Source organism: Ferrimonas sediminicola, assembly GCF_005116715.1.
GTDB lineage: Bacteria > Pseudomonadota > Gammaproteobacteria > Enterobacterales > Shewanellaceae > Ferrimonas > Ferrimonas sediminicola.
Genome location: NZ_SWCI01000007.1, coordinates 173,766 through 199,260, shown reverse-complemented (window position 1 = coordinate 199,260; position 25,495 = coordinate 173,766). Strand labels below are relative to the sequence as shown.

Here is a 25,495-nt window from a genome sequence, read left to right as displayed (position 1 = left end):
TTCACCTAAAGCCCAACCGTAGGACGAGCCCGCTCAATAATGGCCCGGCAATCGATGCCGCTGGACAGGTTACCGAAACAGTAGCCGTGATTCGCCGCCAACCGGCTACGACAGAAGGCGTCCACCAGGGTCTCATTGCCGGCTCGTATCAGTTGCGCCGCCTGGAAGCTCAGCGCCAGGCGCTCCATCACCCGGCGGCCCCGGTACTCCATCTCCCCCCTCTCGATCATCAGCTGCCCCAGGCGGTCGAGGTGGGCATCAAACAGTCGGTGGCCGCCGCGGGCCTGGCCCAGCTCCCCCATAAACACCTCCGCCACCTCCGGCGTCCTGGCCAGGGCACGAAGCAGGTCCAGGCACTGAACGTTGCCACTGCCCTCCCAGATGGAGTTCACCGGCGCCTCGCGGTAAAGGCGGGCCAGGATGCTCTCCTCCACGTACCCTGCCCCGCCCAGGCACTCCTGGGCCTCACCTATCTGGCTGGTGGCCCGCTTGCAGATCCAGTACTTGCCCACGGCGGTGGCGATGCGCAGCAGCAGCCGCTCCGACTCCTGGGACGGGTTGTCCAGCGCCCTGGCCACCCGCCCGGTCATCGCCAGGGCCCCCTCCACCTCCAGGCAGAGATCCGCCACCACATTCTGCATCAGCGGCTGGTCGATCAGGCGCTTGCCCAGGACGCTTCGGTGGGCAATGTGGTGGGTCACCTGGGCCACCGCCTGGCGCATCAGGGCGGTGGAGCCGATCATGCAGTCATAGCGGGTCAACGCCACCATCTCGATGATGGTGGCCACCCCACGCCCCTCCTCCCCCAGGCGCCAGGCCAGGGCATCGCGAAACTCCACCTCCGCGGAGGCGTTGGAGCGGTTGCCCATCTTCTCCTTGAGCCGCTGCACCTGCAGGCGGTTTTTGCGGCCATCGGGGCACCACCTGGGCATCAGGAAGCAGGTGAGGCCCCCGGACGCCTGGGCCAGGACCAGGAAGGCATCGCACATGGGCGCCGAGCAGAACCATTTGTGGCCGGTCAGCCGGTAGAGCTCCCCCTGCTGCGGCTCGGCGCGACTGGTGTTGGCGCGCACGTCGGTGCCGCCCTGCTTCTCGGTCATCGCCATCCCTATGGTCACCCCCTGCTTGCGCTCGATAGGCGCATTGGCCGGATCATAGCGGCCATGCAGCAGTTTCTGCAGCCACGGCCCCGCCTGGGGGCTCAGTTGACGCAGGGTGGGCACGGCGGCGAAGGTCATGGTCAGGGGACAGCCGGAGCCCGCCTCCACCTGGCTGTAGAGGTAACTCAGGGCCATGCGCACCACATGCGCCCCGGGCTGGGGGTCGGTCCAGGGCAGGGTCGGCAGGCCGGCGTCCACCGCCAGCGTCATAAGGTCATGGTAGGCGGGGTGAAAGGCCACCTCGTCGACGCGGTGACCGAAGCGGTCGTGGCTGTGGAAGGTCGGTGGGCAGTCATTGGCCTGAAAGCCGCGGGCGATCCACTCCGGCCGGCCCAGGATGGCGCCGAGGTGGCGAACCCGCTCCTCGCCCCAGCCGCCCCCTTCCCTGGCAAGCAGCTCCTTAAGCGGGATATCGGTGTCAAACAGGTTGTGATTCTCCAGCGCGGGCGGTTGGTTAAACACCTCATGGGTTTCGGTGCTCGGGCCTTTAGGGTTGTTCATCAACGACTCTCCCTGCTCAATTGCTGAACAATTAAGCTAGCGTTTAGACTCCGCTGGGTAAAGAAATCAAATCAGTTGGCACTGCCCCGCACGATGCACCAGTTGGGCAATGTTCCTGGCCTCCAACAGTTCTTTGAGCACGCTGACGTGGTAGTCCACGCCGCGCAGAGTCAACCTGAGCTGGGCGGAAACCTGCTCTCTGTCCTGTCCCTGAGCCAGCAAGCCAAGAATGTAGGCCGATAACGGGTTGACGATGTTGTAATCCACCAGAGGGTCGATGGATCTAACGAACGCCAGGGACACCCTGACCCGCAGCGCCTGCAGTTGCGCCTTCACCTCGTCGGCGTTGGCAACCAACTGCTCCCGGAACCGGGCATCCGGCAGCAGCAGGATGAATCGTCCGCGAAACCCCGTCGACAGGGGGCAGGCAACGGTAAAGGAGAACAGGGCGTCGACCCCGGCTCGTCGCAGGCAGCGGCTCATTTAGCAGGCAGCTCCTCCATCGGCCAGAGGAACAGCTCCTGGCAACAGACTCCGGCGAACCCAGGGGCCGGCTTAGAGTCAGCGCCCTAGGCCTGTTCAACCGGGTCATAGCCGGCCCGGTATTGTCCCGCTTCGTCAAAGCCTACCCGGGCATCGATCTGGAGCTCAAGTCCACCTGGTCGGCCCCGGACGCCACCAAGTTCGATGTGGACCTGATGTTCAATACCAAGCCCCTGGAGGACAAGAGCTTCGTCAATGAGCCCCTCTCCCTGACCCAGAGGGACTTCTACGCCAGCCGCGACTATCTGGCGCGACGAGGCGTCCCTGACAGCATCACCGAGTTGGCTGACCATGATCTGGTGGTACTCAACTACACCGATTTCAAAGATGGTGACTGGCTGTGGCAGGATGGGGAGCAGCAAAAGACCCTGCAGGTGAAAAGCAACCTGATGCTGGATGAAGCGGAAGCCGCCCTGCAGATGACCCTGCTGGGTCACGGCATCTGCTGGTTACCGGATTTCTGCTGTGAGAAGTACCTGGAAAGCGGCGAGATGGTGCGCCTGTTTGAGGGCCGCCATGCCACCCCGGGACCACTGTGGGCCATCTACCCCAGAACGCCCTTTGAAAATCAGCGTCTGAGGCTGTTTATCGAGATGGCCAGGGACAGTCAACTGCTGGGCAAGCCTGCCCCGGCCCAGATCTGATCACAGGAAGCTGGAGATCTCCTCAAGGGACTTCTTGTGGGTCGCATGAAGGGGAATGGTCGCGTCCTTGGCCGGGTAGCCCGCCACAATCAGCATAAAAGGCCGCTCATTATCCCCCCGCCCACACACCTTGGACAGAAAGCCCATCGGCTTTGGGGTATGGGTCAGGGTCGCCAGACCGCTGCTGTGCAGCGCATTGAGCAAGAATCCGGTCGCTATCCCCACCGACTCATGCACATAATAGTTGGTGGTCTCCCCATCATCGTGCATTCCGCCCCGTTTCTTACTGAATACCACTATCAGCCAGGGTGCGACCTCCAGGTAGGGTTTGTTGGCATCGGTGCCCAGAGGCTTGAGCGCTTTCAACCACTCCTCCCCCGCACACTTGTCATCGTAAAATCTCCGCTCCTGCAGCTCTGCTTGCTCGCGAATCTGCTTCTTTACTTCGTCAGAACTGATGACCACAAAGTGCCAGGGCTGGTGGTTGGCACCACTGGGCGCACTGCCAGCGACCAGGATGCAGTTCTCGATCACCAACCTGGGCACCGGCTTATCCGAGAATGTACGAATGGAGTGGCGACGACGAATATGGTCCAGATGTTCGCGAGAACGCCTGACCATCTGCTCGGCGTCGTACTCGACAAAGTCGTCCAGGGGGAGTCGATCGTGGGGCTGCATGCACTCAATCCTTGTGAAAGCTCAATAGAGTAAGGCTAACACCCGGCGCGGATTGAACAAGTGTGATCCATGTGGATTCTGTATCAGAAAAACAAAAGCCCCGGCACTGGGCCAGGGCTTTAGGGAAGAACTCAAGAATTACTTGGCGTTCTTGGCCTTGGTCTCCGCGATTACCTCTTCGGCAACGTTGGCAGGACAAGGTGCGTAGTGGGCGAACTCCATGGAGAACTGGCCACGACCGGAGGTCATGGTACGCAGGTGACCGATGTAGCCGAACATCTCGGACAGAGGAACGTCTGCCTTGATGCGTACGCCGGTAGCACCAGCTTCCTGGTCCTTGATCATGCCGCGGCGACGGTTCAGGTCACCGATGACGTCACCAACGTGATCTTCTGGAGTGAACACGTCAACCTTCATGATCGGCTCCAGCAGCTGTGGAGACGCCTTAGGCATGGACTGACGGAAAGCGCCCTTAGCGGCGATTTCAAACGCGATGGCAGAGGAGTCAACGGCGTGGAAGCCACCGTCGAACAGCTCAACCTCGACGTCCAGCACGGGGAAGCCAGCCAGAGGACCGGTCTGCATCATCTCCTTGAAGCCCTTCTCGATGGCGGGCCAGAACTCCTTAGGCACGTTACCACCGACCACAGTGGACTCGAACTTGAAGCCGGTGCCCTGCTCGCCAGGCTTGATGCGGTAGTCGATCTTACCGTATTGACCGGAACCACCAGACTGCTTCTTGTGGGTGTAGCTGTCTTCAATGGCGGCGGTGATGGTCTCACGGTAGGCTACCTGAGGCTTGCCAACCACCAGCTCAACGCCGTAGGTACGCTTCAGGATGTCGACCTTGATGTCCAGGTGCAGTTCGCCCATACCCTTCAGGATGGTCTGACCGGACTCTTCGTCGGTCTCAACCTGGAAGGAGGGATCCTCGGCAACCATCTTACCGATGGCGATACCCATCTTCTCAACGGAACCCTTGTCCTTCGGCTCAACAGCGATGGAGATTACGGGCTCGGGGAAGATCATCGGCTCCAGGGTGCACTCGTGCTTGGGATCACACAGGGTGTGACCGGTCTGCACGTTCTTCATGCCAACAACGGCGATGATGTCACCGGCCTGGGCGCGGGTAATCTCGGTACGGTCGTTGGCGTGCATCTCTACCATACGGCCGATACGCTCGGTCTTACCGGTGGCGGAGTTCAGGATAGTCATACCCTTCTCCATCACACCGGAGTAGATGCGGATAAAGGTCAGGGCGCCGAAACGGTCGTCCATGATCTTGAACGCCAGGGCGCGCAGAGGCTCTTCGGCGGATACGGTGGCCACTTCACCGGTAGGCTCACCAGTCTCTGGGTCGGTCAGAGGCTGAGCGTCTACTTCGGTAGGCGCAGGCAGGTAGTCTACTACCGCGTCCAGAACCAGCTGGATGCCCTTGTTCTTGAAGGCGGAACCACAGTAGGTGGGGAAGAACGCCAAGTCACGGGTACCCTTACGGATGCAGGCTTTGATCTGCTCCAGAGAAGGCTCGGTGCCCTCCTCCAGGTACTCCATCAGCAGGTCTTCGTCCATCTCCAGGGCGGTTTCCATCAGCTCTTCGCGGTACTCGGCAGCTTTCTCCTGCAGCTCGGCAGGAATATCTACTACTTCGTAGTTCTCAGGCAGACCGGAGTCGTCCCAGATGAAGGCCTTCTGGCTCAGTACATCGACAACGCCCTTGAAGTCGTCTTCGATGCCGATGGGCAGGGTCATCACCAGAGGACGGGCGCCCAGGACGTTTTTCACCTGGTCCACAACGCGGTAGAAGTCTGCACCCATACGGTCCAGCTTGTTCACGAAGATCAGACGGGCTACTTCGGATTCGTTAGCGTAACGCCAGTTGGTTTCAGACTGGGGCTCAACACCACCGGAACCACAGAATACACCAACGCCACCATCGAGCACCTTCAGGGAACGGTAAACTTCAACGGTGAAGTCAACGTGTCCGGGGGTATCGATGATGTTCAGGCGGTGATCGTTCCAGAAACAGGTAGTAGCAGCAGACTGAATGGTAATACCACGCTCAGCTTCCTGCTCCATGAAGTCAGTGGTGGCGGCACCGTCATGCACTTCACCGGTCTTGTGGATCTTACCGGTCAGCTTCAGGATACGCTCGGTACTGGTGGTCTTACCGGCATCAACGTGCGCGAAGATACCAATATTTCTGTATTTTGATAAATCAGTCATTGCTTTACTCTGAAAAAACAATCGTTGTCACTTTTCGGCGGGGGAGTATACCACTTTTGCCACCAAAAGATACGCGCCAGCCGAAATGATTTCGACAGTCAGCGCGCATCCGGTGTCATTGGCTGAAATACTCACGTCCGACGTCGTTTGGGAAGCCTGACATTGCCGACCGAATTATAGCCCACTTCATCAATGCCAACGGGGATTCGGGGCCGGAATCTCAAGGCTCTCCCTCAACGTTACCCTGTGCCCGCCCGGCGGGTACCGATACCATTGGAGGAGCGCTCCGATTTTGCTGCCGCTGGCAGAGCCTCGCACACCCTTGTGACAATCCTAAGTCGTCCGGCCGCCATGGCGGCCTCAAACTGTGACTCTCTCGCAGAGTGCGAGTTGTACGAAAAAACCCGCCTCAAAGGCGGGTTGAACGAAAATGGCGGAGAGATAGGGATTGACTCCCTCGCGGAGCTCGGCCGCCTTCGGCGTTACTCGCTGCGCTCGTTGCGAACCCGGCTAGGGTTTTGCACCCTATCTCTACCTCACCCCGACGCCTGTGCTTACAAGCATCCAATGTCGGCGCGCTATTGAATATGGCGGAGAGATAGGGATTGATTCCCTCGCAAGCTCGGCCGCCTTCGGCGTTACTCGCTGTGCTCATTGCGAACCCCGGCTAGGGTTCTGCACCCCATCTCTCACCGACTCCGAACCCAGCCCGTGAAAGGCGACTAAACTCGGAGGTATTGCTAATTTGGCGGAGAGATAGGGATTTGAACCCTAGAAGGGCTATTAACCCTTGCCGGTTTTCAAGACCGGTGCTTTCAACCACTCAGCCATCTCTCCAGTGGCGGCAATGATAGTGAAAGGAGCGGCTGGTGTAAACCCCTGAATCCAGCGGGATAGAAAAAGATTTCCCCCTAGGATGCCCCCTTCTCAAAGAGTGGCTTGGCCATGTGCCAGTTCTGCAGTTTTTCCCCGGCCCGAATGGTGCGGTTCTCCCGGACAACCGCAAAGCCCTGCTTCTCGAAAAAGGGGCGGGCAAACCGCGAGGCATCCACGGTCAGGCTGGTGATCCCCAGCTGCCGCGCCTGCTCCTCCAGTCGCCGGTACAGCCGGGAGGCGATGCCACGCCGCTGATAGTTTCTATGGGTATAGGTCCATTCGATATGCCCCGAGGGGGTCAGGGTGATAAACCCCACCGCTCTGCCATCCAGTTCGGCCACGATCGGAGGCCATAGAGCCAGCCTCTGCTGCCAACGATGATACTCCTTTGGCAAGGGCGCCCAAGCGTTTACCTGGGCATGGGTGTAATGCGCCAGGCCGGTATGGTGGATGGTATCGTAGAAGATATCGGTGAGCGCCCGGGCATCCTGCTCCCGGTAGGGGCGTATATGCAGATGGGTCATGGTGCTAGAACGGCCGACAGGGCGTTTCCTGGTGGTGGATCATCTGCCAGCGGTGATCCTCCAGGGTCCACAATGAACTTCGGTGGGAGTGACTGACCACCGTCCCCCGGATCAACTTCGCCCTGTACAGCACCTGACACAGGTTGGCCGCCAACTGCCTGACCCGGAAATCCCGACTCTCCAACTCGACAGGCGCCTCGTCAGGCAGTCGAACCAGTCTCTCCTCCAGGGCCCGCTCGCGACCGGCGACATCGACCTCGATACACTCCTTATGGATCAGAAACGCCAGCAACTCGCGACTGCGGCGGGTGGCGGGGGCAAACGCTCTTTTTTCCAGGGCAATCAGGTGGGGCTCAAGCTCCAGGGCAGCACTAACAGTATCCATGATGAGAGAGGTAATCCTTAACCTGTTAAAAACCGTACAAATCAAACGACGACATGACAACTGACGGCCTGTGGCGGTCGCGCATTGCGCAGGTTACCACCGGCTCCCGCAAGAGTAGCGCGACTAAGGTAGAAGTTTTGTCATAAATCGTCAACGCAGCGAAAATGCTCGGGCAGGCTACGGTTCTATAACGGTATTTCCGAACTCACGAGCTAAGTGTCGAGTGCAAAAGTAGTTTTGTTACCAAATCGCTTGAAAAGCCGTTGCCCCATTCCCACATCTGCTTGTACAGTTAAACTTTTCAGGAATCAGTGGCTCTAACCTGTCAGAAACGGGCCACAGTCAAAGGAGTCAACATGCAGACCCAACGTTTTGAAACCGTCGCCAGCCACAGCGGCGTCGAGGTCAACAAAGTTCTACGCAACACCTACATGCTGCTGGCCATGACCCTGGCATTTTCTGCCGCGGTTGCCGGTGTCACCATGGCGCTGCAACTGCCCCACCCAGGCATCATCATTACCCTGGTGGGCTTCTACGGTCTGCTGTTTCTGGTCAGCCGTACCGCCAACAGTGCCATGGGCCTGGTGTCCGTGTTCGCCCTGACTGGTTTCATGGGCTACACCCTGGGCCCTATCCTCGGCATGTACCTCGGTGCCGGCATGGGCGACATCGTACTGATGGCCCTGGGCGGAACCGCCCTCACCTTCTTCGGCCTCTCCGCCTACGTGCTGGTGACCGGCAAGGACATGTCCTTCCTGGGCGGCATGATGATGGCCGGCTTCTGGGTGATCATCGCCGCCTTCATCGCCAACCTGTTCCTGGCGATTCCTGCGCTGAGCATGGCCCTGAGCTGCCTGTTCATCCTGTTCTCCTCCGGTGCCATTCTGATGCAGACCAGCGCCATCATCCACGGAGGTGAGCGCAACTACATCAACGCCACCGTGACCCTGTTCGTCAGCCTGTACAACATCTTTGTCAGCCTGCTGAGCCTGCTGGGCATGAGCGACGACTAAGCGCCCGATTTGAGATACACTAAGGCCCCAGTCGGGGCCTTTTTCTTTTGCTACGAATCTAACATGAGTTCATTCCTTGTCGTCGTCAACGGCGAACCCTATGGCAGCCACTCCTCATGGTCTGCCCTGAAATTCTGTGAAACCCTGCTGAAACAGGGGCACACCCTGGAGCAGGTGTTCTTCTACCAGCATGGCGTCCTCAACGCCAGTCGCCTGCTGATGCCGGCCAGTGACGAGTTAAACCTGGCCCAGCGCTGGCAGTCGCTGCATCAGCAGCACCAGGTTCCCCTGATCAGCTGCGTCTCCGCCGGCTTGCGCCGGGGCGTCATCGATGCGGAAGCCGCCGAAGATGGCGGCCTGGACAGTGCCAACCTCGCCTCACCGTTCATCCTGGGCGGCCTGGGAGAGCTGGTGACCACCATGCAAGAGGTCGACAGGACGGTACAATTCTGATGAAACCACTAGGCATCCTCTTTACCCGAGCCCCCCATGGCACCGCCCGAGGCCGAGAAGCCCTGGATCTGGCCCTGCTCAGCGCCAGCTACGACATTCCTACCCGGCTCTTCTTTAGCGGCGATGGCGTCTATCAGTTGCTCAAGGCACAGCAGCCGGATCGCATCGAGGCCCGGGACTACATTGCCACCTTCAAGGCGCTGCCCCTGTACGACGTCGAGGAGATCTTGGTGTGCGGCCACTCCCTGAATGAGCGGGGCCTGTGTGCCGACGATCTGCTGATCGAGGTGGCGGTGGCCGAACCCGGACAGTTCGCCCTGGCATTGAACCAAACAGAACAGGTACTGACATTTTGAACGTGCTCCATACCCAATCCCGCTCCCCGGCCGATTCCGACGCCCTGGAGCTGATGCTTCGAACCCTGACCCCGGGCGACGGCGTGCTGCTGATGCAAGATGCGGTAATCGCCGCTACCCTGCCCCACTGGCAGCAGGTGCTTGCCGGCAGGCCCTGCTATGCCCTCAGGGAGGATCTTGAGGCCAGGGGCTTGATCTCCCGGGTCCGAGTCCCCATTGAGGTGGTCGACTATGACAAATTTGTCCAGCTGACGCTGGAGTTTGAAAAGGTACAGGCGTGGTAACTATGTTGAACTTTAACGGTCAAGAGATCCCTACCGATAAGCAGGGGTACCTGCTGGATTCCAGCCAGTGGCAGCCGGAGATGGCCCCCCTGCTGGCCAAACAGGAGGGCATCGAGCTGACCGATGCCCACTGGGAGGTGGTCCACTTCGTCCGAAGCTTCTACGAGGAGTTCAACACCAGCCCCGCCATCCGGGTACTGGTCAAGGCGATCGGTCAGAAGTTGGGGGAGGAGAAGGGCAACTCCAAGTACCTCTATAGACTCTTCCCCAAGGGGCCCGCCAAGCAGGCCACCAAGATTGCCGGCCTGCCCAAGCCGGCCCGCTGCATTTAACAGGGCAGAGACCCATAAAAAACCGGCGCCAAGCGCCGGTTTTTTTGTCCCCAAACTGCCTTAGGAGGGGATCACGTGGGTAGTCAGGTTCAGCATCTTCTTCATGACGCGAATCACCTGACGGCTGTAGCCAAACTCGTTGTCATACCAGACGTACAACACCGCGCGGTCGCCGTCGACGATGGTGGCCTGGGAGTCGACCACGCCGGCATAGCGGGAACCGACCAGGTCGCTGGACACAATCTCGGTGGACTCGGTGAAATCAACCTGACTCTGCAGGTTGGAGTGCAGAGCAACGTCACGCAGATACTCGTTGAGCGTGTCGCGATCGGTCTCCTCGGCAAGGTTCAGGTTCATGATCGCCATGGACACGTTCGGAGTAGGCACCCGGATGGCGTTACCAGTCAGCTTACCCTTCAGTTCAGGCAGAGCCTTGGCCACCGCCTTGGCGGCACCGGTAGTGGTTAGCACCATGTTCAGCGGCGCACTGCGGCCACGACGGTCACCCTTGTGGTAGTTGTCGATCAGGTTCTGATCATTGGTGTAGGAGTGAACGGTCTCGACGTGTCCGTTGCGGATGCCGTACTCGTCGTTGATCGCCTTCAGCACTGGGGTGATGGCATTGGTGGTGCAGGAGGCCGCGGACACAATCAGGTCTTCATCCAGGATGTCATCCTGGTTCACACCGTACACCACGTTCTTGATCTCGCCCTTGGCTGGCGCGGTCAACAGCACCTTGGCGGCACCCTTGGACTTCAGGTGCAGACCCAGTCCCTCTTCATCCTTCCAGATGCCTGTGTTGTCCACCACCAGGGCGTTGTCGATGCCGTACTCGGTGTAGTCCACCTGATCCGGACTGTTGGCGTAGATCACCTGAATGTAGGTGCCGTTGGCGATGATGGCGTTGTTTTCGGCATCCACCTCAATGGAGCCGTTGAAAGGACCGTGGATGGAATCACGGCGCAGCAGGCTAGCACGCTTCTCCAGATCACCGTCTCGGCCACCGCGAACCACGATGGCACGCAGGCGCATGTTGTTGGCCACCCCGGTGCGCTCAATCATCAGGCGGGCCAGAAGACGGCCGATACGGCCGAAGCCATAGAGGACCACGTCACGAGGCTCAACATCCTGATTGGAGGCCGGCTCCATCTCCTTGGCAACATAGGCTTCGATTTCGCTGCCGTCGCTATGGTTTCGCCAGTAGTTGATCGCCAGTTTGCCCAGGTCGACGCGAGCATACTTAACGTCCAGCTTGCTCAACGCTTCCAGGAAGGGGAAGCTCTCACGCAGGCGCAGCTTCTCACCTTCGTGCTTATGAACCAGGCGGTGCATCTTGATGATGTCGATGGTAGAGGCGTTGAGCAGGCTCTTGCCATACACCAACACTTCGATGCCCTGGTTGCGGTACAGCTTGCCGATGAGGGGCTGCATCGCTTCCGCCATTTCAAAACGTTCTTGCCAGCTTTTCAGATGCTTGTCAGCGGTCATTTTGGACAAATCCTTTCTAGGCATGATCAGCAGCTTAGGACCTATAATGTCGACTAAGTCAAAAGACCATGAAATGGGTACAGATTACGTGGCTACGTTGGCCAGCTGGCGGTATTCTACAGAAGATCGTTGTATTGATTCCAGCTGGCTAAACCCGTAATTTAATTAGACAAATTAGCGAGTTTGCGCTGTTATAGAGAATTTTTTTGGTAAGTTTACACAATGCGAGTAATTGCTTTAGCGGCACTGCTGCTGCCCCTCACCGGCTGTGACACCCGGGTCACCCTTCAGGAGGTGTGCGAAGGCAACCCCCAGATGTGCGCCGATGTTCCCCTCACCGGCTGGTGTGTCAAAGAGCGCTCCCAGGTGATCTGGACCCGCTATGAGCACCAGGACTCGGACCGACACACCCTGTATAACGAACTCATCGCACTGGAGAATTACGTCAAGTGCATGGAGAAGGCCACCATGATAGAAAACCGGGTCGTGGCCAAGGAGAGGGAAACCGCTCGTATCGAGAGCTACCTCGCCTCACAGAAGTCCCTGAATAAATTGCAAAACAGCACGGCTGGCGACGTATCACCCTACGTGACCTTCTATCGGTGGACCCGGTTGAACGATACCCAGGCCCTGGGGCAGTTTCTCGAGTCTGAGCGCCGGGGCGAGTTGGACACCGTGGTGCTGAAACAGTTTGCCGCGACCTATTACTCTCGAATAAACCCTGAAAAAGCCGTAGATTACCTGCTCGATACCCTGAACGAGCTGCCCTACCCCGCCATCGACACCTACCTGCAACTGTCGAAGGAGTACCTGAATCTTGACCGGCCGACTCAGGCCTACCTGTTTGCCAAACTGGTCTCCAGGCATGAGCCCAAGCTGGTCAATGAGCAACGACTGCGCCTGCTGGCCAGCTCTACCAAGGTGGATCGCCACTCGCTGGACAAGCGCGCCGAGCAGATCGACGAACTGCTTGAAGCGGGGCGATTCACACCAGAGAACCTGAAACTGTAATTTAATTTCTTTTGCCCTTTCAATCTGGATGATGATTTCTTGCTCACAACGTCCCGCCGCTCAATGTGATCTTCACCACGCTACGGGCCGTTGTGTACTAATCTTTAAGCTGTCAAAACTTGATGTGTCGTAACATTTACTCAATTACAGCCAATTTTTCCGTTGTCACCCTTGACCACCGACCGCATTGTTGTAAATTAACCACAGTTATATAAGTTATGAGACAGGTATCGCTATGATCAAAGTTGCCATCAATGGATATGGCCGTATCGGCCGCAACGTCGTCCGTGCACTGTATGAAAGCGAAAAAGACTATCCCATCCAAATCGTTGCCATCAACGACCTGGGTGACGCCTCCATCAACGCTCACCTGACCAAATACGACTCCGTACACGGTCGCTTCAACGCCAAAGTTGAGCACAGCGAAGATGCCATCACCATCAACGGTGACAAGATTCTGACCTTCTCCGAGCGCGACCCCTCCAAGCTGCCCTGGGGTGAGCTGGGTGTGGACGTGGTGTTCGAGTGTACCGGTATCTTCACCAAGAAAGAGACCGCCTCCAAGCACATCGAAGCCGGCGCCAAGAAGGTGATCATCTCTGCCCCCGCCAAGGGTGACGTGGATGCCACCGTGGTCTATGGCGTCAACCACGACGTGATCACCTCCGACATGACCGTGATCTCCAACGCGTCCTGCACCACCAACTGCCTGGCGCCTTTCGCCAAGCCGCTGAACGATGCCCTGGGCATCGAGTCCGGTCTGATGACCACGGTGCACGCCTACACCAACGACCAGCGTCTGTCGGACGTATACCACTCCGACCTGCGTCGTGCCCGCGCGGCCGCCATCAACATGATTCCCACCAAGACCGGCGCCGCCGCCGCTGTGGGTCTGGTTGTGCCTGAACTGGCCGGCAAGTTCGATGGCGGTGCCGTTCGCGTACCTACCGTGAACGTCTCCCTGGTCGACCTGTCCTTCATCTCCAGCCGTGACACCACCGTGGAAGAGGTGAACGCCATCATCGCCGAAGCCGCCTCCAAGGGTCCGCTGTCCGAGGTGCTGGCAGTGAACAACGAGCCTCTGGTGTCCATCGACTTCAACCACAGCCCCTACTCCTCCACCTTCGACGCCACTCAGACCCGAGTGAACGGTCGTCTGGTGAAGGTCATGGCTTGGTACGACAACGAATGGGGCTTCTCCAACCGGATGCTGGACAACGCCGTTGTCCTGATGAACGCCAAGTAAGACGTTTATCCGCTGAATGTGTGCAGTAAAAGGTCCGCCCCGGCGGACCTTTTCTTTTGCCTGCCATTCGGTGGGGCCATCGACGTCAACCACAGCCCGCCAGACCCACAACCGCTCCACCTTCGACGCCACTCAGACCCGAGTGAACGGTCGTCTGGTGAAGGTCATGGCTTGGTACGACAACGAATGGGGCTTCTCCAACCGGATGCTGGACAACGTCGTTGTCCCCGGGAGCCCGCCGCGATGCCCGCCAAGTAAGACGTTTATCCGCTGAATGTGTGCAGCACCAGGTCCGCTGCGGCGGCCTTCTGTTTGTCCTGCCCACAAACCTCCCGCCGTCCGGGCGGAGTGCTCCCAGCCGCTCATCTACTGTCTATACTGGATTACTTGGCGATAAGGCCAACTAAACCGAGTGAGGTAAAGATGAAACCCGTCACCGCAGTAGCCCTATCCGGCGCGCTCCTGTTCGCCGCCGCCGTCCCTGCCAGCGATACCGCCGCCATGTTGGAAGATGCCCTGAGTGCCGCTCCGCCGACCCTACGCGACAAGGTCACCGTGATGGACTGGAACAACAACGTGTTGAAGGAGGGCAGCAGCGATTACACCTGTTTCCCCACACCGCCCCAGCTCCAGGGCAAAGCCCCGATGTGCATGGATGGTCCCTGGATGGCCTGGGCAGACGCCTGGATGAATAAGAAGCCGTTCCAGGCTAAGGCCCTCGGCATCTCCTACATGCTGGCGGGCGATGAGGGAGCCAGCAACATAGACCCCTACGCGGAAGGGCCTACCGAGGATAATCAGTGGATCAAGGAGGGGCCCCACCTGATGATCATCACTCCGGACCGGGCGTTGCTGGATTCCCTGCCTACCGACCCCGGTTACGGCGGCCCCTATGTGATGTGGAAGGGGACCCCCTACGAACACATCATGGTGCCGGTGGGCACCCGAGACTGATCGGTATCGAGGAGGCCCGGTTTCACCACGAAAAAGGCCGCTACCCGGGTAGCGGCCTCTTTCTTTCTCCGACGGCCTTACCGGGCCGGGGCATTACCCGTTGATATGGGCCAGCGCCTGGGAGGAGAGGTCACTGATCCGCGGCCAGTCACCGTCACGTACCGCATCCATCGGGGCCACCCAAGAGCCGCCGACACAAGCAACATTATCCAGCGCCAGATACTCCTTGCAGTTGGCCAGGCCGATGCCACCGGTGGGACAGAACACCAAGCCGGACAGTGGACTGCCCATGGACTTGATCGCCTTGGCACCACCGCTGGACTCGGCGGGGAAAAACTTCAGATAGGTGTAGCCGAAATCCATCGCCTTCATGGCGTCGGACACAGAAGCCACCCCGGGGATCAGCGGAATGCTGCTGTGGGCCCCCGCCTCCAGCAGCGAGGTGGTCACCCCAGGGCTGATAGCAAACTGGGCGCCGGCCTCGGCGACCGCCTTCAACTGCTCCTGATTAAGCACGGTGCCCGCGCCCACCAAGGCTTCCGGCACCTCTTTGCGAATCAATTTAATCGCTTCCAGGGCACACTCGGTCCGCAGCGTCACCTCAAGGATACGGATGCCACCGGCCACCAGCGCCCTGGCCAGGGGAACCGCCTGGTCCAGCCGCTCGATGACCATCACAGGCACCACCGGACTAATGGCAAATACCTCTTTGGGCTGGATGCTCCAATTTTCCATCTCTTTCCTCGCTTAATCTAACAGCGCCGAAGCCCCAGTCTCTGGACTGGAGAGCAGCTTACGCACATTGCGGAACAGTTCGCGGCCAAAGCCTTCATCGTTGTCCCGCAGGTCGACTGGAGTAACTTCACGGGCATCCAGTTCAGTCTCGTCAACCAATAGTTCAACTACGCCACGCTTGGCATCCAGCCGCACCATATCGCCGTCGCGGACCTTGGCCAGCAGGCCTCCGTCCAGGGCTTCGGGGCTGACGTGGATCGCAGCGGGCACCTTACCCGAGGCACCGGACATGCGACCGTCGGTCACCAGTGCCACCTTGAAACCTTTGTCCTGCAACACCCCCAGAGGCGGCAGCAGCTTATGCAGCTCGGGCATGCCGTTGGCCTGAGGTCCCTGATAACGGACAACCGCGATCAGGTCTTTGTTCATTTCGCCCCGCTTGAAAGCTTCGGTCAGGGCCGCCTGAGACTCAAACACCATGGCTGGCGCTTCCACCACCTGGTGCTCCTCGGCCACCGCGGAGGTCTTGATCACCGCCCTGCCCAGGTTGCCCTTCACCAGGTTCATGCCACCGTTCGGCAGGAAGGGGCTGTCGATGGGCCGCAGCACCTCGTCATCGCCACTGGCTTCGGGGATATCGCTCCAAGCCACCTTGCCATCCACCAGTTCAGGCTTCTGGGTATAGCGCGCCAGCCCCTGGCCGGCCGCGGTGGTCACATCATCATGCAGCAGGCCGCCGCGACGCAGCTCCCGAATCAGGAAAGCCATGCCACCCGCGCGGTGGAAGTGGTTGATGTCTGCCTGACCGTTGGGATAGACCCGGGCCAGCAGGGGGGTCACCGCAGACAGCTCGGCAAAATCCTGCCAGTCAACGATGATGCCGGCGGCGCGCGCCGCGGCCACGATGTGCATGGTCAGGTTGGTGGAACCACCGGTGGCCAGCAGGGCCACGATGCCATTGACCACGCTCTTCTCATCCACCATCTTGTACAGCGGAGTGAATCCCTCCCCCTCCTGGGCCATGCGGCACACTTGCTGGCTGGCCAGCCGGGTCAGCGCCTGGCGCAGTGGGCTGGCGGGGTTGACGAAGGAGGAACCGGGCAGTTGCAGGCCCATCGCTTCCAGCACCAGCTGGTTGGAGTTAGCGGTGCCGTAGAAGGTGCAGGTGCCGGGACTGTGGTAGGACGCCGACTCCGCCTTCAGCAGATCCTCGTCACTCACCTTACCCTCGGCGTACTCCTGACGCACCTTGGCCTTCTCCTTGTTGGGCAGGCCCGACGGCATGGGACCGGCGGGGACAAACAGGGTCGGAAGGTGGCCAAAACTCATCGCTCCCATCAACAGGCCGGGGACGATCTTGTCGCAGATCCCCAGCATCAGCGCACCGTCAAACATGGCGTGGGACAGACCCACCGAGGTGGCCATGGCGATCACATCGCGGGACATCAGGCTCAGTTCCATGCCGGGCTGGCCCTGGGTCACCCCGTCGCACATGGCAGGCACACCACCGGCCACCTGGGCCACCGAACCCACCTCGCGGCACGCCTCCTTGATGATGTCGGGATAGACACCATAGGGCTGATGGGCGGACAGCATGTCGTTGTAGGCGGTGACGATGCCAATGTTGGCCTTGTTGAAGTGGCGCAGATCCTCTTTGTCCTGCTTGCCACACCCGGCAAAGCCGTGGGCCAGGTTGGAACAGGAGAGCGCCTGACGGTTGACCCCCTGCTCCTGAAGTTTGGCCATGCGGGCCAGGTACGCCTGACGACGGGCACGGCTGCGCTGAGTCACGCGTTCGGTCACCGCCTGTACGGTTTCATGGATCATGAGGCTTGGCTCCAGTATACGTCCACCGGGGTGTGTCGCTGATTGAGCACCGCCCGGATCGGCATCTCAGTCGCATCATCTGACGTCAGCACCTGCCGCAGCACCTCTCGCTTGGGGTCGCCATGCAGGTGCAGATAGATCTGTTTGCTATCCAGAATCGCCTTCAGGGAGAGGGAGAGTCGCCCGTGGGGCGCCGTGGTCGGATGCACTGCCAGGCAGGTGCGGCCGGTGGTCAGCCCCAGCTGCAACTGCTCTGAGCAGGGGAACAGCGAGGCGGTGTGGCCATCGTTGCCCATCCCCAGCACCACCACATCGAAGGGGCGCGGCAGGTTGGACAGCACCTCTTCGGTCATCCCCACTCCCTCATCCACCACGGAGTAGATGTTCTTCAGACCACGAAACTTCGCCTTGGCCGCACGGCGAACCAGCAGGTGTTCCCGAACCAGCCGCTCATTGGAGTCGGCGTGCTCCGGGCTGACCCAGCGCTCATCCGCCAGGGTGATATACACATCCTGCCAATCGATCGCCTGGCGGGACAGTTCGGAAAACAGCATCAGCGGGGTGCTGCCGCCGGACACCACCAGGGCGGCTTTCCCCCTGGCATCGATCGCCTCCTGCAGTTGACCGGCAATCTTGGCCGCCAGCACCTTGGCCAGCTTCTGCGCGGTATCGAACTCTTTATATACGGGCAAAGTGATCATGGCTTCTGTCCTATTCATCCCAGGAACGGCCGTCGCGGGTGATCAGCGCCACCGACGCCACCGGCCCCCAGGTTCCGGCGGGATAGGCCTTGGGCGGCTCATGGGAGCCGGCCCAGGCCGCCAAGATGGAATCGCACCACTTCCACGCCTGCTCCACCTCGTCCCGGCGAACGAACAGCGACTGGTTACCCAGCATGCACTCCAGCAGCAGACGCTCGTAGGCATCGGCAACGCGCTCGTTCTTGAAGGTGTCGGAAAAAGAGAGATCCAGTTTGGTGGTCTGCAGGCGCTGGGTTTCGTCCAGGCCGGGCACCTTGTTCATCATCTGGATCTCCACCCCTTCGTGAGGCTGGAGCCGGATGGTCAACTTATTGGGGGGCAACTGGCGATAGCTGCCCCGGTACAGGTTGTGGGGCGGGTTCTTGAAGTGCACCACGATCTCGGAGCACTTGTAGGGCATCCGCTTGCCGGTTCGCAGGTAGAAGGGCACACCGGACCAGCGCCAGTTGTCGATATCCACCCTCAAGGCGGCGAAGGTCTCGGTATCGGAGTCCAGGTTGGCCCCCTCCTCCTCCAGGTAGCCGGGTACCGGGCTGCCCTTGAGGAAGCCGGCCGAGTACTGGCCGCGCACCGCCGTTTCAAACACGTTGTTGCTGTCGATGGGCCGCAGCGACTTCAGCACCTTCACCTTCTCATCACGGATGGAGTCGGCATCCAGGTTGACCGGCGGGTCCATGGCCACCAGTGACAGCACCTGCAGCAGGTGGTTCTGGATCATGTCCCGCATCTGGCCCGCTTTATCGAAGTAATCCCAACGCCCCTCGATGCCCACCTCCTCGGCGACGGTGATCTGCACATGATCGATGGTGCGGTTGTCCCACTTGGAGGCGAACAGGGAGTTGGCGAAACGCAGTGCCACCAGGTTCTGCACCGTCTCCTTGCCAAGATAGTGATCGATACGGTAGATCTGGTTCTCGGCGAAAAACTCGGCCACCTGGTCGTTGATCACCCTGGAGGACTCCAGGTCGTGGCCGATGGGCTTCTCCAGTACCACCCGGGTGGCGGGCTCAATCAGGCCAGCGGTCTTCAGACAGCGGCAGATGACGCCGTAGATGGAGGGCGGCGTGGCGAAGTAGTTCACCATCACGTTGTCCGGCTGGGCCTGACGCAGGGCGTGGAACTGCTCGTACCCCTCCGGCTGGGTAAAGTCCATCGCCACGTAGGTGCAGCGGGCCAGCAGCCGCGTCAGGGTGTCCTTGTCCACCTCCTCCTTCAGGAACTCGCCCAAGGAGGAGCGGATCACCTGCTGATACTCCTCCTGGCTCATCTCACGACGGGCGACGCCGAAGATGCGAGTGCCGCTGTGGAGCAGCCCAGCCTTGTCCAGTTGGTACAGGGACGGGATCAGTTTGCGGCGCGCCAGGTCACCCACGGTGCCAAACAGCACGAAGTCACAGGGCTTGGCTACCGAGCCGGTAAAGTGAGTCACTATCCAACTCCTATATGGAAGGATGTCGCCACCACGGCGGCATCACATTTTCGTAAATTAACTACATTAAAGAGAATTTTTTTCGCTGACGCAACCTCGGCGGTCACTCGAAAGCTAGATAAATTACAACACTGTTTGTAAACTTATCCTAACTGCATCTCTTAACCTGAGATCATCGCCTCAGTATACAGCGCTTTACTGCCAATTATAGGCGCGTTCAGGCAAAGAGCGGCAGTCATACTCTCGGTTAACTGGGCGAATATTCTTATGAATACACTAGAAAAAATACAGACGAACCTCAGTAACTTCAGTAAGTCCGAGCGAAAGGTAGCGGAAGTCATCTTAACCTCACCCCAGACCGCTATACACGCCAGCATTGCCACCCTGGCAAAGATGGCAGACGTAAGTGAACCTACGGTGAACCGCTTCTGCCGACGCCTCGATACCAAAGGGTTTCCGGACTTCAAGTTACATTTGGCACAGAGCCTGGCCAACGGCACTCCCTACGTGTCCCGTCACGTGGATGAGGATGATGGCCCGGATTCCTACACCAACAAGATCTTCGAATCTTCCATGGCCGCCCTGGACGTGGCACGCCAATCCATTGATCCTATGGCGATTAATCGTGCGGTCGACATCCTGACCCAGGCACAGCACATCTCCTTCTTCGGCCTGGGGGCCTCCTCCTCCGTGGCCCACGATGCCCAGAACAAGTTCTTCCGGTTCAACGTGCCGGTCAGCTGCTTCGACGATGTGCTGATGATGCGCATGAGCTGCATCAACGCGTCCGCCGGCTCGGTGCTGGTGCTGTTCTCCCACACCGGCCGCACCAAAGCCCTGGTGGAGGTGGCGCGCCTTGCCCGGGAGAGCAATGCGCAGGTGATCTCCATCACCGCCAAGGACAGCCCCCTGGCCCGCGAAAGTACCCTGGCGGTCACCGTCGAGGTGCCGGAGGACACCGACATGTTCATCCCCATGGCATCTCGCCTGGCGCACCTGACGGTGATCGACGTGCTGGCCACCGGCTTCACCCTGCGCCGCGGCCCCCGTTTCCGCGAGAATTTGAAGCGGGTCAAAGAAGCGATACGGGAATCCCGCTTCGAAAAACCCTCTAACCTGTAAGCCCTTCCCCAATAAATGCCGCTGTGAACCCCACTCAGCGGCATTTTCTTTGTCACAACGACTACACTTGACCTCAACAAATTGCTTCCTTAGGCTTGTCGACCTTGCGCCAGGTCACATTTTTGTCATGCAGCAACATCTATAATTTACGTAATTTTCTTTCATGTTGAACTTTCAGCCACCAGGCCGCGAGTTTCATCTATTTAAACTTTAGAGCCAGTATTCTGATGGAGTTACCTATGCTCAGAAGAACTAAGATCGTAACCACGTTGGGTCCAGCGACTGACCGCGTCGGCAACCTGGAGAAGATCATCAAGGCCGGCGCCAACGTCGTACGGATGAACTTTTCCCATGGCAGCCCCGAGGATCACATCAAGCGCGCCGACGAGGTACGAGCGCTTGCCGCCAAGCACAACCTCCACGTGGCCATCCTGGGTGACCTCCAGGGTCCCAAGATCCGGGTGTCCACCTTTAAAGAGGGCAAGATCAACCTGCCCCTGGGCCATACCTTTGTGCTGGACAGCGATCTTGCCAAGGGCGAAGGCGATGAGCATCAAGTCGGTCTGGACTACAAGAACCTGCCCCAGGATGTCGAGACCGGCGACGTGCTGCTGCTCGATGACGGCCGAGTTCAGCTGCGCGTAGAGAAGGTGGAAGGCAACCGGGTGATCACCACCGTGACCGTGGCTGGCCCCCTGTCCAACAACAAGGGCATCAACAAGCAGGGCGGCGGCCTGTCCGCAGCGGCCCTGACCGAGAAAGACAAGGCTGACATCAAGACCGCCGCCAAGATCGGTGTGGACTACCTGGCCGTCTCCTTCCCCCGTACCGGAGAGGATCTGCACTACGCTCGCGAACTGGCTCGCGAAGCCGGCTGCAACGCCCACATCGTCGCCAAGGTGGAGCGTGCCGAAGCCGTTGCCACCGACGAAGCGATGGACGACGTCATCCTGGCCTCCGACGCCGTCATGGTGGCTCGTGGCGACCTCGGTGTTGAGATTGGCGACGCCGAACTGATGGGGGTTCAGAAGAAGCTGATCGCCCGCTGCCGTCAGCTGAACCGGGTGGTGATCACCGCGACCCAGATGATGGAGACGATGATCTCCAACCCCATGCCCACCCGAGCCGAGGTGATGGACGTGGCCAACGCCGTGCTCGACGGCACCGACGCCGTGATGCTGTCCGCCGAGACCGCCGCCGGCGACTTCCCCGAAGAGACCGTCAAGGCGATGGTCAGCGTCTGCATCGGCGCCGAGAAGAACCCCAGGGTTCAGGTCTCCGGCCACCGTCTGGACGAGCGCTTCAAGACCGTTGAAGAGACCATCGCCCTGGCCACCATGTACGCCGCCAACCACCTGGAAGGCGTCAAGGCCATTGTGGCGCTGACCGAGTCCGGCAACACCCCGATGATCATGAGCCGCATCACCTCCGGCTTGCCCATCATCGCCCTGTCTCGTCACAGCTCCACCCTGGCGCGCATGGCCCTGTACCGTGGCGTCTACCCCGTAAGCTTCGACTCCACCAAGCATCAAGCCGGTCACATGGTGTCTGCGGCCATCGCCGAGATCAAGGCGGCCGGCCTGCTGGAGAGCGGTGACATGGTCCTGGTGACCAAGGGTGACATGATGGAAACCATCGGCGGCACCAACACCACCAAGGTGGTGGTGGTCGACTAATCACTCCTCCCCCTGAAAAGGGTTGGCCTTGGCCAACCCTTTTTTGTGCCCGGACGCAGCGGCGCCGGTCACTGACACGCTCCCAAAATAAGGGCCGGCATAGTGCCGGCCCCTCTCATCGGTGCTTCCCTACAGGGTGGCGAACTCATCCACCTCGATGGCGGCGGTACGCAGCGTCCAGGCGTCCAGCAGATCCTTGGCTTCCGATTCGGTCAGCACCTGCTCCTCCCTGGCCCGGTCGATCACCTCCGGGGTGATCGCCTGCTTGGCCAGGGTGCCTTGGCGCATCGCCTGTTTGATCTTCTTCATCTGCGGCTGCTGTTTGTGCAGCGCCAGGAACGCGGACTCCACCTCGCTGATGCCATCCTGCAGCCCTTCCGGCATGGGGCAGAGGTGGGTCAGTCGCTCACGCAGCACCCCGGGCTGGGCCACGGTGGCGCACACCCGCTGAGCCAGTTCATCTGACGGCCCATGGAAATGGTTGCCGACAGGAAAGATCAGCACCTTAGCCAGCCAGCGCGCCGGCAGGCTGGGGAAGTTGCGGATCACCTCCTCCATCGCCTCCGCCGCCAGGTGGGTGCAGCGCGCCACCGAGTAGTGCACCAGGGGCAGGTCACTCTGTTGACGCCCCTCCGCTTCGTAGTGGCGCAGCACCGACGACGCCAGGTAGAGCTGACTCAGCACATCGCCGAGACGGGCGGAAATCATCTCCTTCTGCTTGAGGCTGCCGCCCAAGGTGGCCATCGCCAGGTCCGACATCAGCGCCAGGTTGGCACTGAGGCGGCCCAGGTCACGGTAGTGCCGGGCGGTATCGCCGGCCACCGGGGCCGAGTTCAACCGGGATCCAGTTAGGGCACTGCTCAGGGAGACCAGGGCGTTGCGGGCGCCGTGGATCATGTGGGACAGCAGCAGGCCGTCGAACACCTTCAGTGCCTGCTCCTTGTCCTCCATGGCCACCGCCTCCATCTCCGACAGCACATAGGGGTGACAGCGGGTCGCCCCCTGGCCGAAGATCATCAGGTTGCGGGTGAGGATGTTGGCGCCCTCGACGGTGATCGACACCGGCTGCGCCATATACTGATGGCCGAGGTAGTTCTTGGGACCCAGCTGGATTCCCTTGCCGCCGTGGATGTCCATGGCGTCATTGATGATGGCGCGCCCCAGCTCGGTCATGTGGTACTTGGCGATGGCGGTGACCACCGAGGGCTTCTGTTTCATGTCGATGGCACCCACGGTCATCTTGCGGGCCGCCTCCAGCAGGTAGGTGTTGCCGACGATGCGGGCCAACGCCTCCTGAACCCCCTCGAACTGACCGATGTTCACCCCGAACTGCTGGCGCACGCCGCAGTAGGCGGAGGTGGTCCGGGTCGCCAGGTGGCCTGCCGAGGTCGCCAGGGCCGGCAGCGAGATGCCGCGCCCGGCGGAGAGGCACTCCACCAGCATCCGCCAGCCACGACCGGCGTAATCCGGGCCGCCGATGATCCAATCCATGGGGATGAACACATCTCGGCCGCGGGTGGTGCCGTTCATAAAGGCCATGTTCAGCGGGTTGTGACGGTGGCCCAGTTCAACCCCCGGGTGATTAGCCGGGATCAGCGCACAGGTGATGCCAATCTCCCTCTTGTCACCCAGCAGCCCGTCGGGATCACGCATCTTAAACGCCAATCCCAATACTGTCGCCACCGGCGCCAGGGTGATGTAGCGCTTGTCCCAGTTCAGCTTCAGGCCCAGCACCTCCTCGCCCTGATACTCGCCCATGCACACCACGCCGCTGTCCGGGATGGCGCCGGCGTCGGATCCGGCCTCCGGACCGGTCAGGGCAAAACAGGGCACCTCGGTGCCGTCGGCCAGGCCGGGCAGCCAGCGCTGCTTCTGCTCCTCGGTCCCATAGTGGGACAGCAGCTCACCTGGGCCCAGGGAGTTGGGCACCATCACGGTGATGGCGGCGGTCAGGCTGCGCGAGGCGATCTGCGCCACAATGGTGGACGCCGCCAGCGCCGAAAACTCCAGGCCGCCATAGGCCCGGGGGATGATCATCGAAAAGAAGCGCTCCTGCTTCAGGTAGTCCCACACCGCCTTGGGCAGATCCTTGTCCTGCTGAACCGTCTGGTGATCATCCAGCATCCTCAGCAGGGTGGTCACCTGGTTCTCCAGGAAGGCGCGCTCCTCACCGGTCAATTCCGGTGCGGGCATGGCGTGCAACTGCTGCCAGTCGGGGCGACCGGAGAACAGCTCGCCGTCCCACCACACGGTGCCCGCCTCCATCGCTTCCCGCTCGGTCTGGGACAGCGGTGGCAGCACCTTGGTAAAGAAGGAAAACACCGGCTTGGTGATAAACTGTCGGCGAATGTCCGTCACGCCAAACAGTAGCAGCAGGGCAATGATTACCAGGATAAACAGCGTCGTCATGATACTTCCTTAATCTGTGTCCTTGACAGATGGGGAGCCGGGGCGACCACGCCGGCGGCCACATAGGGGATCAGTCTCTTGATCACCGACTCCACGTTGTTGTGCTGATCGAAATCGGCCTGGGCGATGTCATTCAGGGCCTCCAGCGAAGCCATAGTGAACACCATGGTACCCAGGGTAAAGTGCAGTCGCCAGAACAGCTCGGCATCGTCGATATCCTTATCCACCTGGTGGATCAGCTTGACGATAAGCTCCAGCGGACGACCGTAATGGGTGGTGACAAACCAGCGCAGATGGCCCTGGCTCTCGATATAGCCGCGGCCCAGCAGCTGCAGGAAGATGGTGGAACCGCGGTGACGCAGCTGGTCCAGGGAGAGCAGCGGCTGCACCAGGCTTTCGAAGATGGCGGACACGCTCAGCTCCGACTGACCATCGAGCTCGGCCAGGGCCTGCTCACAGGCAGGCATAAACTGGTCCAGGTAGCGCGCCAGCACCGCCTGGATCAGTTCCTTCTTGGAACCGAAATGGTAGTTCACCGAGGCCAGGTTCACCTCCGCCTTGCTGGTGATCAGCCGTAGTGAGGTGTCGGCAAAGCCCCTCTCCGCAAACAGCCTCTCCGCGGCGTCCAAGATACGGGATTTTGTACCTTGCTTATTAGACATGTGTGCGTCTTCCTGATTAAAACACTTGTTTTAACTTACTCTGGGGGCTGGGTAATGTCAAAGCAGCCCGGCCGAAACTGTTTGAACTCCGGAATATTCCCCTCTTTTCCGGCCGTTAGCCACAGATCCCCGCCGAACCTGGGTCAGGCGCCTGTGTCGCTTTTCACACGGCGGCAGGCATACTAGAATGCGGCTCAGAT

General features: G+C 60.1%; 24 protein-coding genes and 1 tRNA gene. 11 read left to right on the top strand and 14 right to left on the bottom strand.

The window, feature by feature from the left end; all coding sequences use genetic code 11:
• Positions 1-5 precede the first annotated feature (5 nt).
• Both FCL40_RS12615 and FCL40_RS12610 read right to left on the bottom strand, forming a co-directional pair.
• On the bottom strand, positions 6-1,661 hold the full coding sequence (locus tag FCL40_RS12615) for an isovaleryl-CoA dehydrogenase (RefSeq protein WP_136853655.1): 1,656 nt from the start codon (positions 1,659-1,661) through the stop codon (positions 6-8).
• A 66-nt stretch (positions 1,662-1,727) separates the two neighbouring features.
• A complete protein-coding gene (locus tag FCL40_RS12610) occupies positions 1,728-2,144 on the bottom strand; it encodes a LuxR C-terminal-related transcriptional regulator (RefSeq protein ID WP_136853654.1) in 417 nt (138 codons plus the stop codon).
• A gap of 38 nt (positions 2,145-2,182) precedes the next feature.
• Here FCL40_RS12610 and FCL40_RS12605 point away from each other — a divergent pair, with 38 nt between their 5' ends.
• Positions 2,183-2,848, top strand: a complete 666-nt coding sequence (locus FCL40_RS12605) for a substrate binding domain-containing protein (protein WP_136853653.1) — start codon at positions 2,183-2,185, stop codon at positions 2,846-2,848.
• Here the strand turns inward: FCL40_RS12605 and FCL40_RS12600 are convergent, their stop codons facing one another.
• From FCL40_RS12600 to FCL40_RS12580, 5 genes are all read right to left on the bottom strand, one after another.
• Positions 2,849-3,526 carry a nitroreductase family protein gene (locus FCL40_RS12600; protein WP_136853652.1) on the bottom strand — a complete coding sequence of 226 codons (678 nt, stop codon included), beginning with the start codon at positions 3,524-3,526 and terminating at the stop codon, positions 2,849-2,851.
• 138 nt (positions 3,527-3,664) lie between these two features.
• Positions 3,665-5,752, bottom strand: coding sequence for an elongation factor G (fusA, locus tag FCL40_RS12595; protein ID WP_136853651.1), 2,088 nt, complete (start codon positions 5,750-5,752; stop codon positions 3,665-3,667).
• A gap of 746 nt (positions 5,753-6,498) precedes the next feature.
• Positions 6,499-6,589 (bottom strand) — tRNA-Ser (locus FCL40_RS12590).
• A gap of 74 nt (positions 6,590-6,663) precedes the next feature.
• Positions 6,664-7,152 carry a GNAT family N-acetyltransferase gene (locus FCL40_RS12585; protein ID WP_136853650.1) on the bottom strand — a complete coding sequence of 163 codons (489 nt, stop codon included), beginning with the start codon at positions 7,150-7,152 and terminating at the stop codon, positions 6,664-6,666.
• 4 nt (positions 7,153-7,156) lie between these two features.
• Positions 7,157-7,537, bottom strand: a complete 381-nt coding sequence (locus tag FCL40_RS12580) for a nuclear transport factor 2 family protein (protein ID WP_136853649.1) — start codon at positions 7,535-7,537, stop codon at positions 7,157-7,159.
• Positions 7,538-7,893: 356 nt separating this feature from the next.
• On the opposite strand from FCL40_RS12580, the gene FCL40_RS12575 reads away from it, so the two are divergent.
• From FCL40_RS12575 to FCL40_RS12555, 5 genes are all read left to right on the top strand, one after another.
• Positions 7,894-8,550: a Bax inhibitor-1/YccA family protein gene (locus FCL40_RS12575; RefSeq protein WP_136853648.1), complete on the top strand. Its 657-nt coding sequence runs from the start codon at positions 7,894-7,896 to the stop codon at positions 8,548-8,550.
• A gap of 63 nt (positions 8,551-8,613) precedes the next feature.
• Positions 8,614-9,003: a sulfurtransferase complex subunit TusD gene (tusD, locus tag FCL40_RS12570; RefSeq protein ID WP_136853647.1), complete on the top strand. Its 390-nt coding sequence runs from the start codon at positions 8,614-8,616 to the stop codon at positions 9,001-9,003.
• Entirely contained in the window at positions 9,003-9,359 is a 357-nt protein-coding gene (gene tusC / locus FCL40_RS12565) for a sulfurtransferase complex subunit TusC (RefSeq protein ID WP_136853646.1), read from the top strand. Before tusD ends, tusC begins: the two co-directional genes overlap by 1 nt.
• A 2-nt stretch (positions 9,360-9,361) precedes the next feature.
• Positions 9,362-9,643, top strand: coding sequence for a sulfurtransferase complex subunit TusB (gene tusB / locus FCL40_RS12560; protein WP_136853645.1), 282 nt, complete (start codon positions 9,362-9,364; stop codon positions 9,641-9,643).
• Positions 9,644-9,645: 2 nt separating this feature from the next.
• Positions 9,646-9,975, top strand: coding sequence for a TusE/DsrC/DsvC family sulfur relay protein (locus FCL40_RS12555; RefSeq protein WP_136853644.1), 330 nt, complete (start codon positions 9,646-9,648; stop codon positions 9,973-9,975).
• Positions 9,976-10,035: 60 nt separating this feature from the next.
• On the opposite strand, the gene FCL40_RS12550 is transcribed toward FCL40_RS12555, so the two are convergent.
• Entirely contained in the window at positions 10,036-11,463 is a 1,428-nt protein-coding gene (locus FCL40_RS12550) for a glyceraldehyde-3-phosphate dehydrogenase (RefSeq protein ID WP_136853643.1), read from the bottom strand.
• Positions 11,464-11,685: 222 nt separating this feature from the next.
• Between FCL40_RS12550 and FCL40_RS12545 the strand changes: the two genes are divergently transcribed.
• From FCL40_RS12545 to FCL40_RS12530, 3 genes are all read left to right on the top strand, one after another.
• Positions 11,686-12,474 (top strand): DUF2989 domain-containing protein, encoded by a 789-nt coding sequence (locus tag FCL40_RS12545; RefSeq protein ID WP_136853642.1) that lies wholly within the window; start codon positions 11,686-11,688, stop codon positions 12,472-12,474.
• Positions 12,475-12,709: 235 nt separating this feature from the next.
• The gene (gene gap, locus FCL40_RS12540) at positions 12,710-13,720 is read left to right on the top strand and encodes a type I glyceraldehyde-3-phosphate dehydrogenase (RefSeq protein WP_136853641.1); all 1,011 of its coding nucleotides are present in this window, start codon (positions 12,710-12,712) and stop codon (positions 13,718-13,720) included.
• Positions 13,721-14,143: 423 nt separating this feature from the next.
• Positions 14,144-14,674 carry a hypothetical protein gene (locus tag FCL40_RS12530; RefSeq protein WP_136853640.1) on the top strand — a complete coding sequence of 177 codons (531 nt, stop codon included), beginning with the start codon at positions 14,144-14,146 and terminating at the stop codon, positions 14,672-14,674.
• Between the two features lie 93 nt (positions 14,675-14,767).
• On the opposite strand, the gene FCL40_RS12525 is transcribed toward FCL40_RS12530, so the two are convergent.
• The 4 genes from FCL40_RS12525 to zwf are packed head-to-tail and all read right to left on the bottom strand — an operon-like array spanning position 14,768 to position 19,426.
• Positions 14,768-15,409, bottom strand: a complete 642-nt coding sequence (locus FCL40_RS12525) for a bifunctional 4-hydroxy-2-oxoglutarate aldolase/2-dehydro-3-deoxy-phosphogluconate aldolase (RefSeq protein WP_136853639.1) — start codon at positions 15,407-15,409, stop codon at positions 14,768-14,770.
• A gap of 12 nt (positions 15,410-15,421) precedes the next feature.
• Positions 15,422-17,233 carry a phosphogluconate dehydratase gene (gene edd, locus FCL40_RS12520; RefSeq protein ID WP_136853685.1) on the bottom strand — a complete coding sequence of 604 codons (1,812 nt, stop codon included), beginning with the start codon at positions 17,231-17,233 and terminating at the stop codon, positions 15,422-15,424.
• Positions 17,233-17,937, bottom strand: a complete 705-nt coding sequence (gene pgl, locus FCL40_RS12515) for a 6-phosphogluconolactonase (protein ID WP_136853638.1) — start codon at positions 17,935-17,937, stop codon at positions 17,233-17,235. The genes edd and pgl overlap by 1 nt, the downstream gene beginning before the upstream one ends.
• Before the next feature lie 10 nt (positions 17,938-17,947).
• Entirely contained in the window at positions 17,948-19,426 is a 1,479-nt protein-coding gene (gene zwf / locus FCL40_RS12510; protein ID WP_136853637.1) for a glucose-6-phosphate dehydrogenase, read from the bottom strand.
• Positions 19,427-19,693: 267 nt separating this feature from the next.
• Between zwf and FCL40_RS12505 the strand changes: the two genes are divergently transcribed.
• Together FCL40_RS12505 and pyk are read left to right on the top strand one after the other, a co-directional pair.
• Positions 19,694-20,548 (top strand): MurR/RpiR family transcriptional regulator, encoded by an 855-nt coding sequence (locus tag FCL40_RS12505; protein ID WP_136853636.1) that lies wholly within the window; start codon positions 19,694-19,696, stop codon positions 20,546-20,548.
• A 239-nt stretch (positions 20,549-20,787) separates the two neighbouring features.
• The gene (pyk, locus tag FCL40_RS12500) at positions 20,788-22,224 is read left to right on the top strand and encodes a pyruvate kinase (RefSeq protein WP_136853635.1); all 1,437 of its coding nucleotides are present in this window, start codon (positions 20,788-20,790) and stop codon (positions 22,222-22,224) included.
• 129 nt (positions 22,225-22,353) lie between these two features.
• Here the strand turns inward: pyk and FCL40_RS12495 are convergent, their stop codons facing one another.
• Both FCL40_RS12495 and FCL40_RS12490 read right to left on the bottom strand, forming a co-directional pair.
• Positions 22,354-24,633, bottom strand: a complete 2,280-nt coding sequence (locus FCL40_RS12495; RefSeq protein WP_136853634.1) for an acyl-CoA dehydrogenase — start codon at positions 24,631-24,633, stop codon at positions 22,354-22,356.
• Positions 24,630-25,295 carry a TetR/AcrR family transcriptional regulator gene (locus FCL40_RS12490; RefSeq protein WP_136853633.1) on the bottom strand — a complete coding sequence of 222 codons (666 nt, stop codon included), beginning with the start codon at positions 25,293-25,295 and terminating at the stop codon, positions 24,630-24,632. The genes FCL40_RS12495 and FCL40_RS12490 overlap by 4 nt, the downstream gene beginning before the upstream one ends.
• Positions 25,296-25,495: the final 200 nt, after the last annotated feature.